Here is a 21615-nt window from a genome sequence, read left to right on the forward strand (position 1 = left end):
AAAGATTGACCTAGCGAGGAGATACGGTGATCTCTTCGTTTTTAGCAAACATGGCCCCGCTAGCAATGTCTTTGAAGGCAGTTAGCGGCCAGGCAAACCCAGTCAACATGCACTTGATGGCCAGGGGCACATCGATGATGATCTCCTTGTCTTCAGGATTCTTCTCACCACGTACCGTGATTAGGTAGGCGCGGCCTACCCAGCCAATCCACCCAGCGATGTAGAGAAACAACAGGCTAGGAATCAAAAACTCGCCAGCATGGGCCAGATCGCCGTCTACTACCAGGTGGGGCAGGCCGTCGCTGCCGCACAGCAAGGTAGAGCTACCATAAAAGTCGAACCGAGCTTTGGCCGATTCGGTCTTGGCACCAGCGGCTCGCTTTAGAAAGGCCTCGTTTTGACCACAGGGGGTAAGGCCGGCTACGTTGTCGCCAGCCAGGCTAGCGGAAGCCGGGGAAGCAAACCCAAACCAGAGAAACACTACAAGCGCTACAGCAAAAAACCGTCGCATAAACTGTTCCTTTTAATTAACCGAAGAAACTAGGGCGATTTGAACGCAAAGTTAAGTTTTTTGAACAAAAATTCACCCAACTTGGTCGCCATAATACCTCGCGGTCGAACCCCCGTAAAGCTAAGATCGGTGGGGTGTTTACATCTCTACAAATTACGACGCGCCTTACTCTAATCAGCTTTCGCGGCTTACTCTAGTTCTCCTCTGACGACAACCCCCATGGCGACGATTTTAGCGATAGAAACTAGCTGTGATGAAACAGCGGCGGCAGTGGTGCGCGATCGCACCGTTCTCAGCAACGTCGTTGCCTCGCAGATTGCCATTCACCAGCCCTATGGCGGCATTGTGCCCGAAGTGGCCTCGCGGCATCACGTCACCACCCTGGGGGAGAGCATCGGCGCGGCCCTAGAGCAGGCTGGGCTGGGCTGGGCCGCCATCGATGGGGTCGCCGCCACCTGCACTCCCGGTCTGGTGGGAGCCCTGCTGGTGGGGCTCACGGCGGGCAAAACCCTGGCCATGGTGCATCGCAAGCCCTTTTTAGGAATCCACCACCTAGAGGGGCATATCTACGCCAACTATTTGGCCAGCCCTGATCTAGAGCCCCCCTACCTGTGCCTGCTGGTGTCGGGGGGGCACACCAGCCTGATCTACGTCAAAGGCTGCGGCCAGTATCAGACCCTAGGCCAAACCCGCGACGACGCCGCTGGGGAAGCCTTTGATAAGGTAGCGCGCCTGATGGGGCTAGACTATCCCGGCGGCCCCATCCTTGACCAGCTAGCCCAGAGCGGCAATCCTCGGGCGTTTCCGCTGCCGGAGGGCAATATTTCGCTCCCTGAGGGGGGGGTTCACCCCTACGACTCCAGCTTTAGCGGGCTGAAAACGGCGATGCTGCGCCTGGTAGAAAAACTCAGGGCAGAGGGGGTCGATCCGTTACCGGTGGCTGATCTAGCCGCCAGTTTTCAGACCACGGTAGCCCGCAGTCTGACCCGCCGGGTGGTGGCCTGTGCCCAGGCCTACGGCCTCACCACGGTGGCGGTAGGGGGTGGGGTTGCCGCCAACAGCGGTCTGCGCCAGCACCTCCAGCAGGCGGCGATCGATCACGGTCTGCGCGTGCTGTTTCCGCCCCTCAGTCTCTGCACCGACAATGCCGCGATGATTGGCTGCGCTGCCGCCGACCATTTCAACCAGGGGCACTATTCAGGCTTTGATCTCGGTGCCCAGTCGCGCCTCGACCTGGCGCGGGTGATGGAGCTTTACGCGCCTATGGCTGTAGCTTGACGCTACACTGGGGTTCAGCGGCGGGTGGTGGGGCGATCGCCCCACCACCCGCCTAAGGGTTGTGTTGGTTAAGCGCTATGGTTTCACTGCACCGCGATCGTTTTTGGCCTCAGCCCATGCTAAATGTCTCCTGGTTAGGAGGGTTAGCGCTGGGTGTCCTACTGCTAGTCGGGTGTGGGCCTAAGCCTGCCCAAACGGTTACCGATGTGACCAGCTACGAGGGCCAGCTAGCCCAGCACTTGGCTGATACCGGCAGCGTTATGTACGGGGCTTACTGGTGCCCCCACTGCGCCGACCAGAAGGCGATGTTTGGCGATGCTATGGAGCAGGTGCCCTACATAGAGTGTGCCGCCGATGGCGACAACCCGCAGCCAGAGTTGTGTGAGCAAAAGGGCATTGAGGGATATCCCACTTGGGAAATTGAGGGTCAGCTCTACCCAGGCGTTAAGTCTTTAGACGACTTGGCCAGCTTGTCAGGGTTTTCGCCGCCCCAGTAGGGCGATGTTAAGCAAGCGCTAACGCTAAGCCAGCCACCTCCGTTCGTGTGTTATTCATTCTCAAATTCCATTGCATAACCCTAGCCCCACCCCCCACTCTCACCTGCACGAGGTCGAGCCTACCGGCGACACCAAGGCCCATCCCCACGTCCATGACCCGGAGTCGCTGCGGCGGATTGTCAACCGACTGGCCCGCATTGAGGGTCACATTCGCGGCATTAAGACTATGGTGCAGGAGAGTCGCTCCTGCCCAGATGTGCTGGTGCAGGTGGCGGCGGTGCGCGGTGCGCTCGATCGCGTCGCCCGCATCATTCTCGATGAGCACCTGACCGAGTGCATTGGTCGCGCGGCTGAAGACGGCAACATTGAAGAAGAAATCGCCGAGCTTAAGGCCGCACTAGATCGGTTTTTGCCTTAGCTCAAGGCGTAAGGTGCAGGGGTTAAGCTCAGAATCGCAAGCATTCATCCAAACCCTGCACCCCCCAACTCTCTTAGGCCGGAATAAATCGACTGTGCTCGCGCAGCAGGCGGCGCTCAAACTGGCGCACCCAATGGCTAAAGCGATCGCTCTCCTGGGCCGTAGCGAACACCAGGGGTTTGCGCGTCAGCAGGGCCACGTACTCCTCTTTGGTGCGCACCACAAAGGCGGTTTGCTGGTCTAGCTCAATGCAGATGTGGGAGAACCCCTCTAGCTTCAGCGACGCCATCAGCAGCGATTTGAGCCCTAGGGCCTGAAATACTAGCTGCACCCAACCTGTGCTTTCGTTATCGGCGGTGATGAAATACTCGCGGGGCAAACCGCTGAAGTCAAAAATCGCCACTCCGACAATATTCTCCAGCATTGCGTCTTGGGCGGAGAGCGGGGGCGCGGGCTGCGCCGGTACAGATGCCTTAGCCGTAGTCATAGACCCATCACGTGGTGGCACAGGATACTGAAGCAACAAGCCATAGTGACACAGTAGGTATCGCTGGCTACCTAATAGAGAACTCCCTTGGCTTAGCATACCCGGCCAGCCAGCACAAATCATGGTTTAGTTGACCAGTACTTAGAGTGGCTTAGCCGCGATCGCCAAGCTTTTTTGCCGCAGAAGGTAGATGCGCATGGGCCCTTTGCCCTTGACCCAGACCTCACCCCTCAGGTCAAAGTCGTAGGTGTCTTTGAGGCAATTGTAGGTCGCCTCGGTCACTTGCATCCGATCCGCTACCCCAAACGACTCCATGGGGCTGGCGGTATTGACGGTGTCGCCTCAGAGGTCGTAGATAAACTTTTTGGTGCCAATCACCCCCGCCACCACGGGATCAGTGTTAATGCCAATGCGCAGGCGAAAGGACTGGCCGATGCGATCGCTAGACTCCTGGCCATGGCAACAATTAAGTAGCCCACCGCCACCGCCAAAACATCTAGTCACCGACGTCCTAAACGACTGATCAACACCAATTGAGCCATAGATAATCCTGCGTTAAAGATGTGATCACCTGCTCAGCAAACTTGAGCGACCCGATCTCGACACGAGTCGGTTTCGCAGCAGTGATGGTTACTCTGATCAAATCAGTGGCAGCTTGAAAATTGGCTTCTCTACATCAAAGCTTGGGGTTATCTGGATACGGTGAGCCTAGCGGCATGACCTCTGCAGCTATCGCCCTTGGGTTTAATCTTCGCGATAACGGCGATAAATTCCGCCCTATTTTAGCCACGCAAGCTCCAGAAACAGGGGACAGAGATGCACTTAAACCGGTCACAAAACAGTTTTTGCCCAAAGCTGAACCGTTGACGTAGGACATTTAGGCAATCGAAAAGAGGTGGTTGGAGAAGCCCCCATCTCCTAAGGGTTAGCGTTCTTTGGACTTAGGTTCTGATTTTTGTCTAAACATTGCGGCAGATGACCATTTTTTCCCTTAGACAAGCGGCCCAAAAAACATTACGGAAACCGTAAAGGCTGTGCAAAGGGCCACTAAAAATCGTATGGTTTTCAAGGGACGCCGCTCCTCTACAGCGGCTTTCGTCTAACGTTATTTGTGTTCGCAAGAGACTCAGCATTGTCTATGGCTTCCCCCACCATCGAATCGATTCTCCACGAAAACCGCCTGTTTTCGCCCGCCGATGGGTTTGTTCAAAACGCATCGATCAAGAGCTTTGACGAGTATCGCGCCCTGGCCGAACGGGCGGCGGCAGACCCGGCTCAGTTTTGGGCAGAACTCGCCAGCCAGGAGCTGCACTGGTTTAAGACTTGGGATAGGGTGCTCGACTGGCAGCCACCCTTTGCCAAATGGTTTGTGGGGGGCAAAATCAATATTTCCTACAACTGTTTAGATCGCCACCTCACCACCTGGCGACGCAACAAAGCCGCCCTGATCTGGGAGGGGGAGCCGGGCGACAGCCGCACCCTGACCTACGCCCAGCTACACCGGGAGGTGTGCCAGGTGGCCAACGTGCTCAAGGGGTTAGGGGTGAAAAAGGGCGATCGCGTCGGCATCTATATGCCCATGGTGCCCGAGGCGGCGATCGCCATGCTGGCCTGCGCCCGTATTGGCGCGCCCCACACGGTCATCTTTGGCGGCTTTAGCGCCGAAGCGCTCAAAGATCGCCTCAACGATGCCGAGGCCAAGGTAGTGATCACTGCCGACGGCGGCTTTCGCAAAGACAAGATTGTGCCGCTCAAAGCTGCGGTCGATCAGGCGCTAGCCAACAGTGGGGTGCCCAGCGTGTCTAGCGTACTGGTGGTACAGCGCACCAAGGCCGAGATGACCATGGTGGAAGGCCGCGATCACTGGTGGCATGAGCTCCAGGCCACGGCCTCGGCCCACTGCCCCGCCGAAGAAATGGACGCCGAAGATCTGCTGTTCATTCTCTACACCAGCGGTACGACGGGCAAGCCCAAGGGGGTGGTGCACACCACCGGAGGCTACAACCTCTACACCCACACCACGTTTAAATGGACCTTTGACATCAAAGACACCGACGTCTACTGGTGCACCGCCGACGTGGGGTGGATTACGGGCCATAGCTACATTGTCTACGGCCCGCTGTCGAACGGGGCGACGACGGTGATGTACGAAGGGGTGCCCCGGCCCTCCAACCCCGGCTGCTTTTGGGATGTGATTGAAAAGTATGGCGTCACCATTTTCTATACCGCTCCCACCGCCATTCGCGCCTTTATTAAGATGGGCGACGAGCTGCCCAAGGCGCGAGATCTATCGTCGCTGCGGCTGCTGGGCACCGTAGGCGAACCCATCAACCCCGAAGCCTGGATGTGGTATCACCAGGTAATCGGCGGCGAGCGCTGCCCAATTGTCGATACCTGGTGGCAGACGGAGACCGGCGGCTTTATGATTACGCCGCTGCCGGGGGCGATCGCCACCAAGCCCGGTTCGGCGACCCTGCCCTTCCCCGGCATTTTGGCCGATGTGGTCGATCTCGACGGCCACCCCGTGCCCGCTGGCGAGGGCGGCTACCTGGTGATCAAGCATCCCTGGCCGAGCATGATGCGCACGGTCTACGGTGACGACGATCGCTACCGCCGTACCTACTGGGAACACATTGCTCCAGTAGATGGCCAATATCTATACTTTGCGGGCGACGGTGCCCGTAAGGATGCCGACGGCTACTTTTGGGTCATGGGTCGGGTGGATGACGTGATCAACGTATCGGGCCATCGCCTGGGCACCATGGAGGTCGAGTCGGCGCTGGTTTCCCATCCGGCGGTGGCCGAGGCCGCCGTGGTGGGCCGCAAAGATGACCTCAAGGGCGAAGATATCTTTGCCTTTGTGATTTTAGAAGGCCACTATAGCGCCAGCGACGAGCTGAAACAGGAACTCAAACAGCACGTGGTGAATGAAATTGGTGCGATCGCCCGACCCGGCGAAATTAGATTTGCCGATGCCCTACCCAAAACGCGATCGGGCAAAATCATCCGTCGCTTTTTGCGCAATTTGGCCAGTGGTGAGGCGATCGCAGGCGATGCTTCCACCATGGAAGATCAAAGCGTGCTCGATCAGCTTCGCCAGGGTTAACACTCAGCCTCGGCACCTTTCATCAGGCCCAGCATTTCCCTGAGTAAAGGCGCGCCATTGCCATGCCTTCTGCGGGCATGGTGCGCCTTGCTCGCGCCAGTTTGTTTATCGGATTAATTGGATAACCTAGTACCTAGCCAAGGCAGCTTCCTTGGGAGAAAAAGCGGAATACTTACTCTGTCCCAACAACTCCAGCTAGGGTATTAATGCCTCTATCTAGAGACAGATTCGTGGCGACCTGCGCTAATTTTGGGCTGCTTACTTATAGAATTTGTGCTTCAAAGGGATCTGATAGCAGGTAGGGATGATGATGGGCGATCGCGACACCGTATTTTTACGGTCAGCAGGTGGTTAGAAAACTGCTCACAACTCAGATTAAACAGCCCGATCAGGTTTTTCCAGCCTGCCCATAACATGGCTTTAGCCTTTGCAGCAAACCTGTAGTGAGAGCTTGGCTAGGCTGATAGCCTGTAGCTAACACAGCTCTGGCATCGCCACTCACTTCTAACCCACAGGTGACCGCAGTTCTAACCCTCTAAGCAGGGGAGAATTTACGGGGCTAAGGGGTTTGATCAGGCTGGCCAATATTTTACGGCTAGCTTCAAAAGGCTTACCCTGGATACCAAAAGGTTGAGCGCCCTCCTAAATTACTCTTTTTAAAAGGCATTGAGTCTGCCCCCCTTCCTAAGGAGGGTCAGGAGGGGATCAGCCGTAACGAACATTACGGCTGATCCTCTTCCAACTGCCTCTTAGGTTCCTGAACTGCCTGCAATGGTCAACTGTCCTGAGCGCTATTCCTGCCTTTCCTAAAACGGGAAAGGCAGGAATAGTCTCTGCCTGGGCATTTAGCAAACCTAGCTCCGATAACAATGAGGTGAGCGAGTAGCGGAGAGAAGCGGGGATATCATTGGTCGTGAATCAAAAGCAATCGAGATGAACTGAAATAGTCATCCTATCCTCGAGGTAGTCTGCCCACTGAGCAATGGCAGAGTCTTAAACCCTGACTTTTTTGAAGCGGTTCTGTGCCTGTGATAGATAATGGGCACCGAATAAATCAGTAAAAGCCTATCCAAATCGTTTATTTTTTAGGTGACAAACTCTAATAACTTTGACTATAATTAGTTGTGCGAATAGGCAGATTTATTTGCTATTATTCTTTTGCTATTGCGCAATGGTCGCTGCCCTTACTCCAAAGGGTTGACCCACTGCTTTCCAGCATTCGACTTTACATATTACCCAAGGATTTTCCCTGACAATGGCAGAAAAACCCAGTCCCCTGACCGGCAAAGCATTGCTTCAAAAGGTTAAAGACCTATCTAACCTAACCAAGCGCGAAACCGCCAAAGAATGCGGTTACTACACTCTGACCAAAGACAATCAGGTACGGGTCAATTTATCTGGATTTTACGATGCGCTGCTAGAGGCTAAAGGCATCAACCTTGATCCTGAAAGCAGCAAAGATGGACGCGGTCGTGAACCCACCTATCGGGTGAGCGTCCATAAGAATGGTCAGATCGTTATTGGTGCTACCTACACCCAAGAAATGGGTCTGAAGTCTGGCGATGAATTTGAAATTAAGCTGGGCTATAAGCACATTCATCTGAAGCAGCTTGACGCTGACTCCGACGAAGAATAGTACTGGCTTACTAAAAAACTCTGCTGGTGAATATGCCTGCGATCGCGCATCTAATTGTTTTTTTTTAAGCTGGATCACGTTAGGTATTCCAGTTTGCTTATTGGTTGCGCGTGTGGCGCGCGTGCCGCTCACCTACCCCGTTGCCCCGCAGCACAAGCTGCCCCTGCTGCTGCCGTTATATCTGCTGGCCCCCATAGCGGTGGAGAGCCATCGTCGTCTCGCCGCTAGCACCTGGTCAGCCTACGGCATCGCTTGGGATTGGCCTTTTGCTAGGGCCGCCGCTGCCGGGTTTGGGGTGGCGGCGGGAGGCGTAGCCCTGCTCGTGGCATTACAGGTGGGGCTAGGCTGGCGGCGGTGGCACCCCCCTGGCCAACCCGTTGACCCAGGAGGGGCGGCGCTTTCCCCGACGGGGCAAGCGAGCGTCAGCACCGACGATCAAACCCGATCTAGTCCTTCGCCAGGGGTGGTGCTGCTTGCAGTACTGCCCCTGGCGCTATTTGTAGGCTGGATTGAAGAACTGGTATTTCGTGGGGTTTTGGTGAATGGGCTAGGACAGGCGCTGCCGGTGGGGCTGATGGCGATCGCCGTCTGCCTGATTTTTGCCGTTTCTCACCTGGTGTGGGATGGCCCCGCCGGAGCGCCCCAGTTGCCGGGGCTGGCGGTGATGGGGGCGGTGCTGCTGCTGGCTCGCTGGGCGGGGGGCGGCAGCCTAGGCTTGGCCTGGGGGCTACATGCTGGGTGGGTGTTTGCGATCGCCGCCATCGATGCCCTAGCCCTGCTAAAGCCCGGCAAAGATGGCCCAATTTGGCTAGTGGGGCTGCCCGATCAGCCGCTGACCGGGGTGCTGCCCCTGGGATTGCTGGTGCTCACAGGGGTAGGGGTTTGGGCCCTGAGGTAGGCAAACGGCGGTTGAATCGCCTGAGGGAATTAGGGACGGTTCAGGGTGATGATGGTGATAGGGGTGAGCGGTTGCCAACGGGTCAGCGCCCCAACTTGAACTCCCTGCTGCACCTGAACTTGACGCAGCTCTACCGGCCAAGGAGAGCGATCGTCTGCGGTGCCGCTGGCCCAGGCCAGGGCCGTGCTGGTATGCTCTAGGGTCGCCAAGGCTAGAACAATGCGGCCCTGGGGCCGGAGGCGCTGGGCACCTAGGTCAAGAATTTCAACCAGGTGGCCGCCGCTGCCGCCAATAAAAATCCGATCGGGGTCGGGCAAGGCCGCCAAGGCCTCAGGGGCAGTCCCATAGATCGGGTGCAGGTTGGCGTTACCCAGACGGCGCTGGTTTTGCTGAATTAAGCCATGACCAGCAGCGGTTTTCTCAATGGCATAGATCTGGGCTGTGGGGCAGAGGCGGTTGATTTCAACGCTGACAGAGCCAGTACCAGCTCCAACATCCCAAATAGTCTGCCCTGGTCTCGGGTCTAGGTCAGCCAAAATTTGAATGCGGATGTCGCGCTTGGTGATTAGGCCGGGGCGATCGCTAAAGGTGGCAAAGGCGCGATCGGGCAGGCCAATCAGCGGCAGGTTCTCTGGGTCGAGCCCTACCTCGCGCTGCCGCTGGAGCACTACTACATTGAGCGCCGCAAAGGACTTTCCCGCCGTAGTTTCGGGCGTCAAACGGTGGATGGTTTCAGTGTCATCCCCCAGATTTTCACAGATCGTGAGGCTATAGCTATAGGACAACCCCAGCGTGAGAATAAGCTGACCTAGAACGGTCGGATTGTGGGTCGGGTCGGTGAGTACTGCAATCAGCGCATCCCCTCGCCGTAGGGCAGTCGTAAGTTCTTCGGTCGATCGACCGTGGGCGCTGATCAGCGTTGCCCCCTGCCAGGGGAGTTTGAGCCGACTAAAGGCTAGCTGCACCGCACTCAGATGGGGGTGAAAGGTCAGACTCTCGGCGGGCAAATGGTCTAACAGCAGCCGCCCTAGGCCAAAAAAGAGTGGATCGCCAGAGGCCAAAACTACGGCAATACCGGGTTTAGCGGTGTCTAGCCATCGGCGGAGGCGATCGAGGGTAGCCTTTAGATCGCCCAAGACCCAGGTTTCTGCCAACCCGTCAGGAAAGTAGCTGAGATGTCGGGGGCTGCCCACCAGCACTGTCGCTTGGTCAATGAGTTGCAGCAGTTTGGGCGACAGCCCCTCTCGCCCATCCAACCCTACTCCCACCACTTGAATTGAGGTCATAGCTGCTGCTCCCAGGCCAGCACCAGCAGGGCGTTGAGAATGGCCGCAGCGACAGGTGACCCACCCTTGCGTCCCTCCACCCGAATTTGCGGCACCGAGATCTGGGCTAGACGCTGCTTGGAGTCCTCTACCGCCACGAAGCCGACCGGAGCCCCGATGACTAAGGCAGGATGGGCTTGGTCTGAGGCCATGCGATCGCACAGCGCCATCAGCGCCGTTGGCGCATTGCCAATCGCCACCAGCGCGTTAGGCTGCTCCTCTAAACACCGCAGCAGCCCGGTTTCTGTGCGAGTGCGGCCCTCCTCTGGCGGTTCTCCCACCGTCACGGCTGTCAGCAGCGGATTTTGGAACGTGCGCTCAACCATGCCCGCCACTCCCTGGCGCACCATCGTCACATCTACAATGATCGGGCCGCCTTTGGAGAGATGGTGGATTGCCGTTGCGATCGCCCCCTCACTAAACCTCACCAGTTCCTTAAACTCAAAATCGGCAGTGCTGTGAATGACCCGCCGCACCACCGCATACTCCGCCGGAGTGAACAGGTGATCGCCCACCTCGCGATCGATCAGCGCAAAACTTTCTTCTAAAATAGGGCTCTGCCACAGCTGCGCCATAAAATCCCTAAACCGTCCCTAACCGTAACAACATCCCAAGCCAAGCCGCCCCATCATCCCACACCCCTACTCCCCTACCTTCCCTACCCCCACTCCCCATGCCCGCCTACTACTTCTGGGGCGACGACGACTTTGCCCTGCAAAAGGCCGTCCAAGCCCTGCGCCAGCGTACCCTCAACGAGGCCTGGGCCAGCTTTAATTACGATGTGGTGCCACCGGAGGCGGCCAGTGGCCCCGCCCAGGCTCTTAACCAGGCCATGACGCCTCCCTTTGGCGAGGGTCAGCGGCTGGTGTGGCTAGCCAATACCAGCCTGGGGCAACGCTGCCCAGACCCTGTCCTGGCCGAATTTGAGCGCACTCTGCCCCAGATCCCTAACACCTCAGTGCTGCTGCTCACCAGCGCGGCTAAGCCCGACGGTCGGGCCAAATTTACCAAACTGTTTAAAACCTGGGGTGAGATCCGCGAGTTTGCTACCATTCCCCCCTGGAAAACCGACCAGATTCATCAGCAGGTCGCCGCCGTGGCCAAGGAGCGGGGCATAAACCTGGAGGCTGGCACCCTCGATTTGCTGACCGAAGCAGTGGGTAACGACACCTGCCAGCTCCACCTAGAGCTAGAAAAGCTAGCGCTGTATTGGGGGGCCAACCCCCAACCCATTCCCCCCGCCGTGGCCGCCGAGCTAGTGACGGTGTCAACCCAGACCAGCCTCAAGCTAGCCCAGGCTCTCAAGCAGGGCGACACGCCCACCGCCCTGGGGCTGGTCAGCGATCTGCTCGATCGCAACGAGCCCGCCCTGCGCATTGTGGCCACTCTAGTTAGCCAGTTTCGGCTGTGGCTGTGGCTCAAGGCCCTGGCCGGGGTGGCCAGCGACGCCGAGGTGGCGGCGGCGGCGGAGATCGCAAACCCCAAGCGAATTTACTTCTTAAAACAGGAGGTGCGATCGCTGAGTCTCACCCAATTGCAACGGAGTCTGCCTTTGCTACTAGAATTAGAGTCTGATTTAAAGCAGGGCCGAGATGAACGCGCTACTCTACACACAAAAGTGATAGAACTTTGTCGGGTGTTTAAGCCCGGTGGTACCTAGCCTCAAAGCTGGAACTCGCAGGGACGCTGTCCCGTCTGGGCTGTGAGATTCGAGCGATCGCGCCAAGGGTGGCGTTTACCCAAAAAGGGCCTTGCTTTAGGAGCCTTCTTTTTTGTTGGAGCACAGGGCCATTCTGGTTGATACCAGCACAGGAGCTATAAACATAATGATTCACTTATTGACTTACCCTTTATCTGCTCACCGTCGCACTGCTTTGGCAGCGGCGATCGCTAGCCTGACCGTACTAGCCAGTGGCGCGGGCGTTTCTATTCCCACGGCCACGGGCAATGTCACCCTGGGAGCCGCGGCCCAGGCCCAAAACAGTTCGGTTTCCTCTGAGGAAGTAACGGCCTACGCCGCTTCAATTCTTGAGATGGAGGCCCCGCGCAACGAGGCCTTGAGCCAAATCAAGACCTTGCTAACCGGCACCAGTCACGACATTAGCAGCATTGATATGTCCTGCACTGGCACCGCCAACCTCAACCAGTTGCCCCGCAACCTACGTGGCGACATCCGCACGATCATCGTCAACTACTGCAACCGGGCTAGCGAAATTGTGCAGTCCCACGGGCTACCAGGGCGACTGTTCAACCGGATCACGGCCACCTATCCCCAAGATCAGGCTTTGGCTGAGCAAATTCGGGCAGCAATGATCCAGCTTCAGCAACAATCTGTCAACGGCGCCGAATAATGCAGTTTATCGACCAAGCTGAAGTTGAGGTCATTGCCGGCGACGGCGGTGATGGCGCTGTCGCCTTTCGGCGTGAAAAGTACGTTCCCGCTGGCGGGCCAGCGGGGGGCAACGGTGGCCCCGGTGGTTCAATCTATCTGCGGGCTACTCAGCAGCTCCAAACCCTGCTCGATTTTCGCTACGCCCACCGCTTTAAGGCGGACGATGGTCAGCGGGGCGGCAACAAAAACATGACCGGTGCTGCAGGGGTCGATCTATACCTCGACGTTCCCTGTGGCACTGCCATCTATGATGTCACCACCGATCATCTAATGGGCGATTTAGTCGAGCCTGGCCAGCTGCTCTGCGTAGCTCAGGGGGGCAAGGGAGGGCTGGGGAACCGCCACTTTCTCAGCAACCGCAACCGCGCCCCAGAGCACGCCCTACCTGGACTGCCTGGCGAAGAGCGGCGGCTGCGCCTAGAACTCAAGCTGCTAGCCGAGGTCGGCATCGTTGGTCTGCCCAATGCGGGCAAGTCAACCCTAATTTCAGCCCTCTCAGCGGCGCGGCCTAAAATTGCCGACTACCCGTTTACCACCCTGATCCCCAATTTGGGGGTGGTGCGCCGGCCTTCAGGCGACGGCACCGTATTCGCCGACATTCCTGGCCTCATTGAGGGGGCACACCAGGGGCTAGGGCTAGGCCACGAGTTTTTGCGCCACATCGAGCGCACCCGACTGCTGCTGCACGTGGTCGACGCCACCGCCGAGCAGCCGGTCGAGAACTTCAACACTATCCAGCAGGAGCTTGCCGCCTACGGTCGCGACCTAAGCGATCGCCCTCAGGTTTTAGCCCTCAACAAAGTCGATGCCCTCACCCCCGAAGATTTGGCCGAACTCATCCATCAGTTCGAAACGCTGGTGCCGGGGCCGGTGTATGGCATTTCGGCGGTGGCTGGTACGGGCTTAGGCCCCATGCTTCAGCAGGTTTGGGATCTGCTCGACCAAGCCAAAGCAGCGGCGGCGGCAGAGGCGGCGGCGACGGTCTTCGCCATACCCCAAGACTGAGCGCGATCGCAATTCAGCCCCTACGCCCGTACCCCAAGCCCCCTAACGGTACGCAAAGATACCGTTCTGCCCCGATCTACCGTTACTTCGGCCATCCCCTGCGGGCATGCTAAGCCTGTGTTTCAACAAGGGTTAGGCTTTGGCCATGAGCGTTTCTGTGTTTTCAGTAGTGCCTGAGGGGAATGTGGCAAATAAATCGGCCATGTCCCCCCAGACCTGGCCCTGTTGTTCGCTTCAAAGGCTGTCTTGGGCGGAGCGTCAGCAGCGGCGCAGCCAGGCGATCGCCGCCCTTGGCCTCAGCTTGTCCAGCAGCATCCCCGCCTGGGAAGAGGCCGTTCAGATGGCAGCTCGCTTCCTCGGCGTACCCATTGCTGTAATTACCCTGGCCGACAGCCAGACCGAGTACGTGCGGGCTGCCTACGGCCTGTCATCGCTTGGCCTAGGCAACCCCCTATCGCAGCAGCGCCAGATTCCCCTTACCGAGGGGTTAGGGGCCTATCTACTCGATAGCGAGCAGCCCCTAGTGGTGACCGACACCCTAGAAAACCCCGTCTTGGCCCAGAGTAATCTGGTCATGACCTACGGCGTCAGGGCCTACGGCGGAGTCCCGCTGATGACTAGCCAGGGCATCTGCATTGGCACCCTGGCCGTGATGGATGTGCAGCCGCGATCGTTCACTGCCCAAGAGCTAGGGTTTCTAGCCATGGCCGCCCGTTGGGGCATGGGCGAGTACGAATGCCATCGGGCCACTCTCAGCGCGCCTCAGGTACCGTTAGCCTCTTTAGTCGGTGAGGTGCGTCTCAACCTGATTAGCCAACTCACCCAGGAATTGCGCAGCCCCCTGACCACGGTACTCGGCATGACCACCATGCTCAGCCGGGAAATCTATGGCCCTCTGACCCCAAAACAGCGCGAGTACACCGACATTGTGCACCGCAGTAGCCAGATTCTAATGGCTCTGGTCGAAGAACTCGTCGACCTCAACCCCCCAGAGGCAGAACGCGTTGATCTAGTGCCGACCACCGTTGATATTGAAGCCCTGGGCCAGCAGGTGCTAGACACCCTCGCCCCCCTCGCCGACGCCAGCGCCCAAACCCTCAACCTCTCCATAGAACCCGGCGCAAATCACTGGATTTTAGACCAGCGCGTGGTCAAGCAAATTCTGTATCACCTAGTCTTCAGCATCATGCAGGTCGCCGGAGACAATGGCAACCTGCGTATTCATGCCTGTCGGCGGGACAACAATCTAGCCTTGGCTTTGTGGCTATCCAACCCTTGGCTGGGGGAAGGGTTGCCCCACGAGGTGTTGACCGTGCTCCAGGCTTCGCCAGTGCCCTGTCAACCTCCCCACTCTTTGCTCGGGCTCTTGCTGGGCCAGCACCTCGTACAGCGCCACGGCGGACAGCTAACCATTCAGGGAAGTGAAGATAGCGACTGTCGGCTGATGGTGCTGCTACCAGGATTAGAGGGCACCAAAGCACGGTTGGAATTGGGCCATTCAGCCGAAGTTGAAGCCACCTGTCAACGTTAGGCAGGATCAAGTTTACGCAAGCTTAACCAGAAGCCGATGTTTCCTTAAGCTAAGTCCGACAGGATAGCGGAGTGGTGCAGACGCCGATCCGCTAGCTGGGCGGCGAGCAAACGCTACGGTTGACGATCGCTCCCTGGGTCACAAGCTAATCTCTAGGGGAGGCAATCGACCGTGGTGGGCCGTCTGCCTGCGTCTGTCCACGCTCCGTTAGGCTGGCTGTGCTGTGCAAAAAAATCTCCCTGGTCGATCGCCATCGGCGACGGTTCAAGAGCGCATTTTAATCATTGACGACGAAGATCTGATCCGTGAAACCGTAGCCCTGGCGCTGACAGAGCAGGGCTATCAGGTGGTCACCGCCGAGTCGGGCCACCGCGCCCTAGAGCTGATGTTTCCGGCGGCTGGGGATGGCCTCACTGGTCTAGACATTGATTTAGCCATTGTTGACCTGATGCTGCCCGGCGTTAATGGGCTAGATATTTGCCGCATGATGCGCCATCACAATCTAGCCATGCCCATTATGATTTTGAGCGCCAAGGGCACTGAGATGGATCGGGTAGTGGGTCTAGAGGTAGGGGCTGACGACTACTTGCCCAAGCCCTTTGGCATGCGCGAACTGATTGCCCGCTGCCGCGCCCTGCTGCGGCGGCACCAGTGGTCAACGTCACAGCCCGACAGTGCTGTTTTGACCTATCGAGATATCGTGCTCCACGCCACGGAGTTTAGGGTGCTGGTGGCGGGGCAAGAGGTGAATCTCTCGCCTAAGGAGTTTCGCATTTTAGAGCTGTTTATGCAGAGCCCTAACCGGGTCTGGTCGCGGGAAGAGCTGATTCAGACGGTGTGGGGGGCCGATTTTGTGGGCGATCGCAAAACCGTAGATGTACACATTCGCTGGCTGCGCGAAAAAATTGAGCACGACCCGGCGCACCCGCAATATGTGACGACGCTGCGGGGGTTTGGGTATCGGTTTGGCTAAGAGAGTGAGTGGGGGTAGGGTGTGAGGGTGTGAGGGGATGGATTCCCTGAGGGTGGCGCAAGGCGATATGATCGGTAGGGATCAAGCTGCAAGGGAGATATGCCGTGCGAGAAATTTTGATTAGCCTAGGAATTTTGGCGGCCTGCTGCGTGGTGCTGCTGGTGGCTCAATTTACCAGTCCTCAGCCTGAGGCTATGGCCGCAAATTTGGATGCCCCTCAGGTCGCCGAAGCGGTCATCGCTGAGCCCGTTGTCCAACTTGCCCAAGCTGCCGCTGACCTAATTCCCGCCGATGAGGATGCCTCGACTATGACACCCGAAGAGACTTTAGTAACTACTGACTCTGGCCTACAGTACGTTGACGTGGTTGAAGGCACGGGGGCCATGCCTCAACCAGGGCAGCGGGTTACGGTGCACTACACCGGCACCCTCGAAGACGGGACTAAGTTTGACAGTTCCCGCGATCGCGGTCGCCCCTTTACCTTTCAAATTGGGGTGGGCCAGGTGATCAAAGGCTGGGATGAAGGGGTTGGCACCATGCGAGTGGGCGGCCAGCGCAAGCTAGTCATTCCCTCGGAGTTGGGCTACGGCAGCCGGGGAGCTGGGGGGGTGATTCCACCCAATGCCACCCTGCTCTTTGATGTAGAACTGCTGCGTATCGGTTAGATTCAGCGCAAATTCACCTAAGCAAGCCCTAGGAAGCCACAAAGCGTTCTAGGGCTTGCTTTAGATCTAGGGTTTCAGGCACTCGCAGCCCAAATTCATCGCTCAACACATCATAAAGTTCGGTGGCGGTGGTCAACAGACGCTGCTCAGATCTGCCGTCAAGGTGGCGCGTGGTCAACTGATTGTTGAGCAGGGCAGAGCGGCAGCCATCCCCAGGGCGAGCCGCGATCAGCGCATTGACAAACAGCGATTGGGGATGGGTGGATACATACCAATTGCTCACTTCGTAGTCGCAACGCTGCTGCGCTTGCAGGTCAAAGCAGTACAGCGGTTTCCACACCTGGTTAAGCTGGGCCTTTAAGCAGTAGGTCTGTCCGTCCAGCGTCAGGCGGTAGGGTTCATGGGAGGTAGATTGCGATCGATCTGGCACTAGCGCCAGCGGTTCCGTCATCGTTAAACCGCCAAAGCCTACGTCGGCTAGGTAAGACGCTTCGTCAATATCCACTTTCAGCAGCATGTGGCTGCGGGGCGTGACGGTGCCCTCCGGCAGATTCCACCGCACGCGAGCGGCCAGGTTCGTCACCTGAAAGCCCAGGGCCACGAGCACCGATCGCAGCAGCAGATTTTGCTCAAAACAGTAGCCGCCCCGCTGGTCGTAGATCAGCTTTTGCTGGAGATCTACCAACGCTAGGGAGACGGGTCGGTGAAAAAATGAGCTGAGATTCTCGAAGGCAATGGTGCTGGTGTGACCCCGGTGAATAGCTTTGAGGGTGTCTAGGGTAGGCGCAAGCGTGCCATTCTGGCTGGCCTGACCCAATGCACCACAGCCGATGCGCTCAAAATAAGCCTCTAGATCGAGCGCCGCTGACTCTGTGTTGTTGAGAGAATCCTGCGCCATAGCTGTCGCTCCCAAACTAGCTTAAAAACTTTTGCCTCATCATCCAACGGCTTGGCATTGGTCAGCGTCAGGCGATCACCCAGGACTGCTATAGGAATGCCGCTGCTCAGGCCAAAGTTATACACCAGCGCATCGCCTACGAGCTTGGGCATAGGGACAGTCGTAAGATGACAGTCCTATGGCCGTCGGCCAGAGTCCTTGGAGCGCTGGAAGTCTCGCAGAGCGCGCTGGGTTTTAGGCCCGGCTACCCCGTCTACTGGGCCGGGGTCATAGCCGCGCTTGGCCAACTGCTGCTGCACCTGACGAGTACCCTCGGCCAGGCTTTCGTCTAGCTCTTCAATCAGCTCTAGGGCTTTGTCGCCGGGGTGGGCGGTGTGGGTCAGATCGAGCAGTTCGCGCAGCCTTGCCTTGAGGTTTTCGTTTACCGAGGCGTAGACCCGCGTGGCGCTGCCCAGGCCAATGGCGTGGTCGATAAAGTGGTCGGCTTCGTTGATCCAAAAGTCGAGGCGACCATCGTCTTCGGCTAGGGCAAGCAGCTCGTCAAGGCGCTGGCTTTCGGCATCGCTCAGGCTGGGGCGCGCCGCCAAGCGGCAGTATTCTTGCACCAGCGCCAAACAGTCGGCGTCGGCAATGCCGGGAATTTGCTGCGTTAACGATTCACCCATGGTCTGACTCGCCTGTGTCGGTACGGTATCAACAAAGCATGCAACAAAGCTAGATCTGTAGTTTACCCGCTGCTAGACCGGCCCTACGAGGGGGGAAACCCCTAAGGACGCTAGTGGCCAGCCATCTTGTGGCCGATGTCGGCGATGTTAGCCTGCTCGACCGCGCTCTCGTAGACAAGCTGCCCTTCGCTGATCACCAAAATGCGATCGCTCAGGGCCAGCAACTCGTCGAGATCTTCGCTCACCAGCAGCACCGCCACGCCCCGGTTGCGGGCCTCTACCAGGGCGTTGTGAATCTGGTCTACGGCCTGAAAATCGAGGCCAAAGCAGGGATTGGCGGCAATCAGCAGGTTGATATCGGGGGACGATAGTTCCCGCGCCAGCACCGCCCGCTGCACGTTGCCCCCCGACAGGTTTTGAATCGGGGTATCGGGGGAGGGAGTCTTGACCGAAAATGCCGCGATCAGCCCCTGAGCGGCCTCGCGGATGGCCCCAAGCATGAGCCACAGACGAGCGCGGGCTTGGGGAGGGCGATCGAAGGTGCGCAGGGCCATATTCTCGGCTACGGACATACCGGGCACGCAGGCGTTGCGCAGGGGTTCTTCGGGCAGGGTGCAGACGCCGTGGCTAACCATTTCGCTCCGGGTAGCCCGGTAGGGGTCGCCGTTGACCTCAATGTGGCCGTGGGTGGGCGATCGCTGCCCCGCCAGCACCTCCACCAGCTCGCGCTGACCATTGCCCGAGACCCCGGCAATGCCGACAATCTCGCCGCTGTGTACCGTCAGGTCGAGGGGGCCAAAGGCGGGTAGGCCATTGTCTTTGAGCGCCCCCAGGCCATGCACCGTCAGCACAGGGTGGTGCTCTGCGATTGGGGCTTTATCGACCGACTTAGTGACCCGTTCGGCCCCCAGCATCATCCGGGCCATATCGGCCACGGTCAAGTCGGCTACGGCTCCGTGGCCCGCCAGACGGCCCTTGCGCAGCACGGTCACCTCGTCGGTAAAGGCCAGCACCTCGCGAAACTTGTGGGTGATCAGCAGCACGCTGAGGTGGCCGGCCTGCACCTCCTGGCGCAGCAGCCCCAGCACCTCGTCGGCCTCGTCGGGGGTGAGCACCGAGGTGGGCTCGTCGAGAATGAGAATGCGGCTTTGCAGGTAGAGCTGCTTGAGAATTTCGAGCTTTTGCTTTTGCCCTGCCGCTAGCTGACCCACAGGCAGGTCAAGGTCAACCTGGAAGGGCGATCGCTCCATGAAGGTGCGCAGGGCGGCATATTCGCGGTTCCAGTTGATGATTTGGGTGCGATCGTAGCGGCTGAGCACCAGGTTTTCGGCCACGGTCATGGCGGGCACCGAGGTGAAGTGCTGATACACCATGCCAATGCCGCAGCCGTGGGCATCCTTGGGGCTTTTAATCGAGTAGATTTCGTTGTCTACCAAAATTTGCCCGGCGGTGGGCGCATAAAAGCCCATGATGCACTTCACCAGGGTGCTCTTACCGGCTCCGTTTTCTCCCAGCAGTCCGTGGAAGGTACCGGGCTTGAGGGTGAGAGTGACATCGTCGAGGGCCACCAGGCTGCCAAACCGCTTAGTCATATTCACCACCTTGAGTTCAGGGGGTAGGTTGAGGTGCAGCAGGGGCCGGGCAACGGTGGTCATAGACAGCTCAGGAATCTCAACAGAAATCGCTAAGGGTAAAACTATCTAGGACTCAAGGACTTAGCCTGAGACCCAGCATTGGGGGCATCATACCGCCACAGCTAGCCCCAGGGCTGTGAGCAAACGCTCATTTTCGCCAGCGGTGCGCACCGCCACCCGAAAGTAGTCTGCCCCCAGCGCAGGGAAACTGAGACAATCGCGAATCAACACCTGGTGACTGCGCAGCATAGCCTCTTGCAGTACCGGAGCTGGGGTTGTGGTGTGCACGAGCAGGTAGTTGGCGGCCCCTGCCAGGGGCCGCAGCCCAGGGATGGCCTGCAACCCTTCGAACAGGGCGGTACGGGCAGGGGGAAGCCAATCCCAGGTGCGGTTTTGGAAAGTTTTATCTTGCACCGACGCGATCGCCGCCGCCGCCGCCAGGGCATTTACCGGCCAGGGGTCGCGCCAGTGCTGCCAGCGGCGCAGGCGGTCGGGGTGGCCCAGGGCATAGCCAATGCGCAGACCCGGCAGAGTATAAAACTTAGTTAGCGACCTGAGCACTACCAGATTCGGGTAGCGATCGAGTTCGACAATTAACGACTGCTGCCGATCCGGCGGCACAAAATCCATAAAGGCTTCATCCACAATCACGGTGTCAGCGCGATCGAGCAGAGGCTTGAGGTTATCTATGCTAAATAAACGGCCAGTGGGGTTGTGGGGATTGTTGATTATGACACCTGCCACCTCGGCATCGGGCCAGGAGATAGCCTTTTGCAAGGTACCGTCCTCCCCCATCTCTAGGGAAAGTGGCCAGGGCTGAATCGGAACCCCGAAGGCAGCCAAGGCTCGCCCATAGTCACCAAAAGCCGGAGTCAGCAGGTGGCAGCCCGCTGCAGGCCCCTCGGCCAGGTCACGGGCTGCCCAGGTGAGCAGTTCAGCCGCCCCGTTACCTGGCAGCACCCAGTCGGCGGGCACCTGGTGGTGACTGGCCAGGGCGCGGCGTAGGGCGGCATAGTCGGGGTCGGGGTAGTGGCGCAACTGCCCCAAAGCCTCTGTCAGGGCCAGAGCCACCGACTCAGGCGGCCCTAGAGGGTTGATGCTGGCCGAAAAGTCAACGAGAGAAGCGGGGGAACAGTTGGCGACAGCCGCCGCCCAGACCAGATTTCCCCCGTGAACGGGTCGAATTGAAGCTGTGGGAGCAGAGGGGATGAAGGTCAAGGGAGTGGTTACTTGGCCACTTTCTCTTTGAACAGTTTGCCAGCGGAAAACGCAGGTACCTTGGTCGCCGGAATCACCATGGTGTCGCCGGTTTTGGGGTTGCGCCCTTCCCGCTCTTTGCGTTCGCGGCGCTCAAAGGAGCCAAACCCTACTAGGGTGACTTTTTCGCCTGTAGCAACGGCTTCCATAATGGCGTCAATGGTGGCCGTAATCACCGAGTCCACGTCTTTCTTGGTCATAGACTTATCGCCGGCAGAGGCTTTCTCAGCCACCTTATCAACGAGTTCAGCTTTGTTCATAACTGTCTCCTATGGGCAAAGAACACTGGGATAGCAGCCGCAATTGGACGATAGACCCAGAGCACGTACAACGGCTCCGGTAGCCAAAACGGCTGAAACCCCTGTCAATTCAGAATTTCACTGCCCCATTCTAAGGGCATCCCTAGAAAAGTGGATCGCCAAAACCTTTAATTTATGTG

At 58.2% G+C, this 21615-nt stretch carries 23 protein-coding genes and 1 pseudogene; 13 read left to right on the forward strand and 11 right to left on the reverse strand.

Going from position 1 to position 21615, the window contains the following annotated elements; genetic code table 11:
- Positions 1 to 10: 10 nt before the first annotated feature.
- The gene (locus H6G07_RS16875) at positions 11 to 511 is read right to left on the reverse strand and encodes a Photosystem I reaction center subunit III (protein WP_073609412.1); all 501 of its coding nucleotides are present in this window, start codon (positions 509 to 511) and stop codon (positions 11 to 13) included.
- Positions 512 to 730: 219 nt separating this feature from the next.
- Between H6G07_RS16875 and tsaD the strand changes: the two genes are divergently transcribed.
- From tsaD to H6G07_RS16890, 3 genes are all read left to right on the forward strand, one after another.
- Positions 731 to 1789, forward strand: a complete 1059-nt coding sequence (tsaD, locus tag H6G07_RS16880) for a tRNA (adenosine(37)-N6)-threonylcarbamoyltransferase complex transferase subunit TsaD (protein ID WP_073609411.1) — start codon at positions 731 to 733, stop codon at positions 1787 to 1789.
- Between the two features lie 77 nt (positions 1790 to 1866).
- Positions 1867 to 2286 (forward strand): thioredoxin domain-containing protein, encoded by a 420-nt coding sequence (locus tag H6G07_RS16885; protein ID WP_073609410.1) that lies wholly within the window; start codon positions 1867 to 1869, stop codon positions 2284 to 2286.
- Positions 2287 to 2389: 103 nt separating this feature from the next.
- Positions 2390 to 2704 carry a metal-sensing transcriptional repressor gene (locus H6G07_RS16890; RefSeq protein ID WP_073609514.1) on the forward strand — a complete coding sequence of 105 codons (315 nt, stop codon included), beginning with the start codon at positions 2390 to 2392 and terminating at the stop codon, positions 2702 to 2704.
- A gap of 73 nt (positions 2705 to 2777) precedes the next feature.
- Here the strand turns inward: H6G07_RS16890 and H6G07_RS16895 are convergent, their stop codons facing one another.
- Both H6G07_RS16895 and H6G07_RS16900 read right to left on the reverse strand, forming a co-directional pair.
- On the reverse strand, positions 2778 to 3191 hold the full coding sequence (locus tag H6G07_RS16895; protein ID WP_199312173.1) for a hypothetical protein: 414 nt from the start codon (positions 3189 to 3191) through the stop codon (positions 2778 to 2780).
- A 141-nt stretch (positions 3192 to 3332) separates the two neighbouring features.
- A pseudogene (locus H6G07_RS16900) lies at positions 3333 to 3740 on the reverse strand (adenylate/guanylate cyclase domain-containing protein).
- A gap of 167 nt (positions 3741 to 3907) precedes the next feature.
- Here H6G07_RS16900 and H6G07_RS16905 point away from each other — a divergent pair.
- The 4 genes from H6G07_RS16905 to H6G07_RS16920 all read left to right on the forward strand — a co-directional run bounded on the left by H6G07_RS16905 (position 3908) and on the right by H6G07_RS16920 (position 8831).
- Positions 3908 to 4063: a hypothetical protein gene (locus H6G07_RS16905; RefSeq protein WP_171973044.1), complete on the forward strand. Its 156-nt coding sequence runs from the start codon at positions 3908 to 3910 to the stop codon at positions 4061 to 4063.
- 266 nt (positions 4064 to 4329) lie between these two features.
- Positions 4330 to 6297 (forward strand): acetate--CoA ligase, encoded by a 1968-nt coding sequence (gene acs, locus H6G07_RS16910; protein WP_073609408.1) that lies wholly within the window; start codon positions 4330 to 4332, stop codon positions 6295 to 6297.
- A gap of 1255 nt (positions 6298 to 7552) precedes the next feature.
- Positions 7553 to 7933 (forward strand): AbrB/MazE/SpoVT family DNA-binding domain-containing protein, encoded by a 381-nt coding sequence (locus tag H6G07_RS16915; RefSeq protein ID WP_073609407.1) that lies wholly within the window; start codon positions 7553 to 7555, stop codon positions 7931 to 7933.
- A gap of 112 nt (positions 7934 to 8045) precedes the next feature.
- The gene (locus H6G07_RS16920) at positions 8046 to 8831 is read left to right on the forward strand and encodes a CPBP family intramembrane glutamic endopeptidase (RefSeq protein WP_171973043.1); all 786 of its coding nucleotides are present in this window, start codon (positions 8046 to 8048) and stop codon (positions 8829 to 8831) included.
- Positions 8832 to 8860: 29 nt separating this feature from the next.
- Here H6G07_RS16920 and cbiE read toward each other — a convergent pair whose 3' ends face one another.
- Positions 8861 to 10117 (reverse strand): precorrin-6y C5,15-methyltransferase (decarboxylating) subunit CbiE, encoded by a 1257-nt coding sequence (gene cbiE / locus H6G07_RS16925; protein ID WP_073609405.1) that lies wholly within the window; start codon positions 10115 to 10117, stop codon positions 8861 to 8863.
- Positions 10114 to 10731, reverse strand: coding sequence for a precorrin-8X methylmutase (locus H6G07_RS16930; protein WP_073609404.1), 618 nt, complete (start codon positions 10729 to 10731; stop codon positions 10114 to 10116). Before H6G07_RS16930 ends, cbiE begins: the two co-directional genes overlap by 4 nt.
- A gap of 98 nt (positions 10732 to 10829) precedes the next feature.
- Here H6G07_RS16930 and holA point away from each other — a divergent pair, with 98 nt between their 5' ends.
- The 6 genes from holA to H6G07_RS16960 all read left to right on the forward strand — a co-directional run bounded on the left by holA (position 10830) and on the right by H6G07_RS16960 (position 16722).
- On the forward strand, positions 10830 to 11816 hold the full coding sequence (gene holA / locus H6G07_RS16935) for a DNA polymerase III subunit delta (RefSeq protein WP_073609403.1): 987 nt from the start codon (positions 10830 to 10832) through the stop codon (positions 11814 to 11816).
- Positions 11817 to 11994: 178 nt separating this feature from the next.
- Complete coding sequence (locus tag H6G07_RS16940; RefSeq protein WP_190740734.1) at positions 11995 to 12507, forward strand: DUF4168 domain-containing protein; 513 nt, start codon at positions 11995 to 11997, stop codon at positions 12505 to 12507.
- Positions 12507 to 13553, forward strand: coding sequence for a GTPase ObgE (obgE, locus tag H6G07_RS16945; RefSeq protein ID WP_073609401.1), 1047 nt, complete (start codon positions 12507 to 12509; stop codon positions 13551 to 13553). The genes H6G07_RS16940 and obgE overlap by 1 nt, the downstream gene beginning before the upstream one ends.
- 145 nt (positions 13554 to 13698) lie before the next feature.
- Entirely contained in the window at positions 13699 to 15084 is a 1386-nt protein-coding gene (locus tag H6G07_RS16950; RefSeq protein ID WP_073609400.1) for a GAF domain-containing sensor histidine kinase, read from the forward strand.
- A 223-nt stretch (positions 15085 to 15307) separates the two neighbouring features.
- Positions 15308 to 16057 carry a response regulator transcription factor gene (locus tag H6G07_RS16955; RefSeq protein WP_073609399.1) on the forward strand — a complete coding sequence of 250 codons (750 nt, stop codon included), beginning with the start codon at positions 15308 to 15310 and terminating at the stop codon, positions 16055 to 16057.
- Between the two features lie 104 nt (positions 16058 to 16161).
- Entirely contained in the window at positions 16162 to 16722 is a 561-nt protein-coding gene (locus H6G07_RS16960; RefSeq protein WP_073609398.1) for an FKBP-type peptidyl-prolyl cis-trans isomerase, read from the forward strand.
- Positions 16723 to 16750: 28 nt separating this feature from the next.
- Here the strand turns inward: H6G07_RS16960 and H6G07_RS16965 are convergent, their stop codons facing one another.
- The 6 genes from H6G07_RS16965 to H6G07_RS16990 all read right to left on the reverse strand — a co-directional run bounded on the left by H6G07_RS16965 (position 16751) and on the right by H6G07_RS16990 (position 21436).
- Positions 16751 to 17620, reverse strand: coding sequence for an arylamine N-acetyltransferase family protein (locus H6G07_RS16965; RefSeq protein WP_073609397.1), 870 nt, complete (start codon positions 17618 to 17620; stop codon positions 16751 to 16753).
- Positions 17572 to 17772 (reverse strand): hypothetical protein, encoded by a 201-nt coding sequence (locus H6G07_RS16970; RefSeq protein WP_139297092.1) that lies wholly within the window; start codon positions 17770 to 17772, stop codon positions 17572 to 17574. Before H6G07_RS16970 ends, H6G07_RS16965 begins: the two co-directional genes overlap by 49 nt.
- A 24-nt stretch (positions 17773 to 17796) precedes the next feature.
- Positions 17797 to 18285: a peptidoglycan-binding domain-containing protein gene (locus tag H6G07_RS16975; protein ID WP_073609396.1), complete on the reverse strand. Its 489-nt coding sequence runs from the start codon at positions 18283 to 18285 to the stop codon at positions 17797 to 17799.
- A 110-nt stretch (positions 18286 to 18395) separates the two neighbouring features.
- Positions 18396 to 19940 (reverse strand): ABC transporter ATP-binding protein, encoded by a 1545-nt coding sequence (locus H6G07_RS16980; RefSeq protein ID WP_073609395.1) that lies wholly within the window; start codon positions 19938 to 19940, stop codon positions 18396 to 18398.
- An 87-nt stretch (positions 19941 to 20027) separates the two neighbouring features.
- Positions 20028 to 21137 carry a threonine-phosphate decarboxylase CobD gene (cobD, locus tag H6G07_RS16985; RefSeq protein ID WP_199312175.1) on the reverse strand — a complete coding sequence of 370 codons (1110 nt, stop codon included), beginning with the start codon at positions 21135 to 21137 and terminating at the stop codon, positions 20028 to 20030.
- Positions 21138 to 21145: 8 nt separating this feature from the next.
- Positions 21146 to 21436, reverse strand: a complete 291-nt coding sequence (locus H6G07_RS16990) for an HU family DNA-binding protein (protein WP_073609394.1) — start codon at positions 21434 to 21436, stop codon at positions 21146 to 21148.
- Positions 21437 to 21615: the final 179 nt, after the last annotated feature.

Origin of the sequence: Phormidium tenue FACHB-1052 (assembly GCF_014696675.1) — a bacterium.
Classification (GTDB): Bacteria; Cyanobacteriota; Cyanobacteriia; order Phormidesmidales; family Phormidesmidaceae; genus Nodosilinea; species Nodosilinea tenuis_A.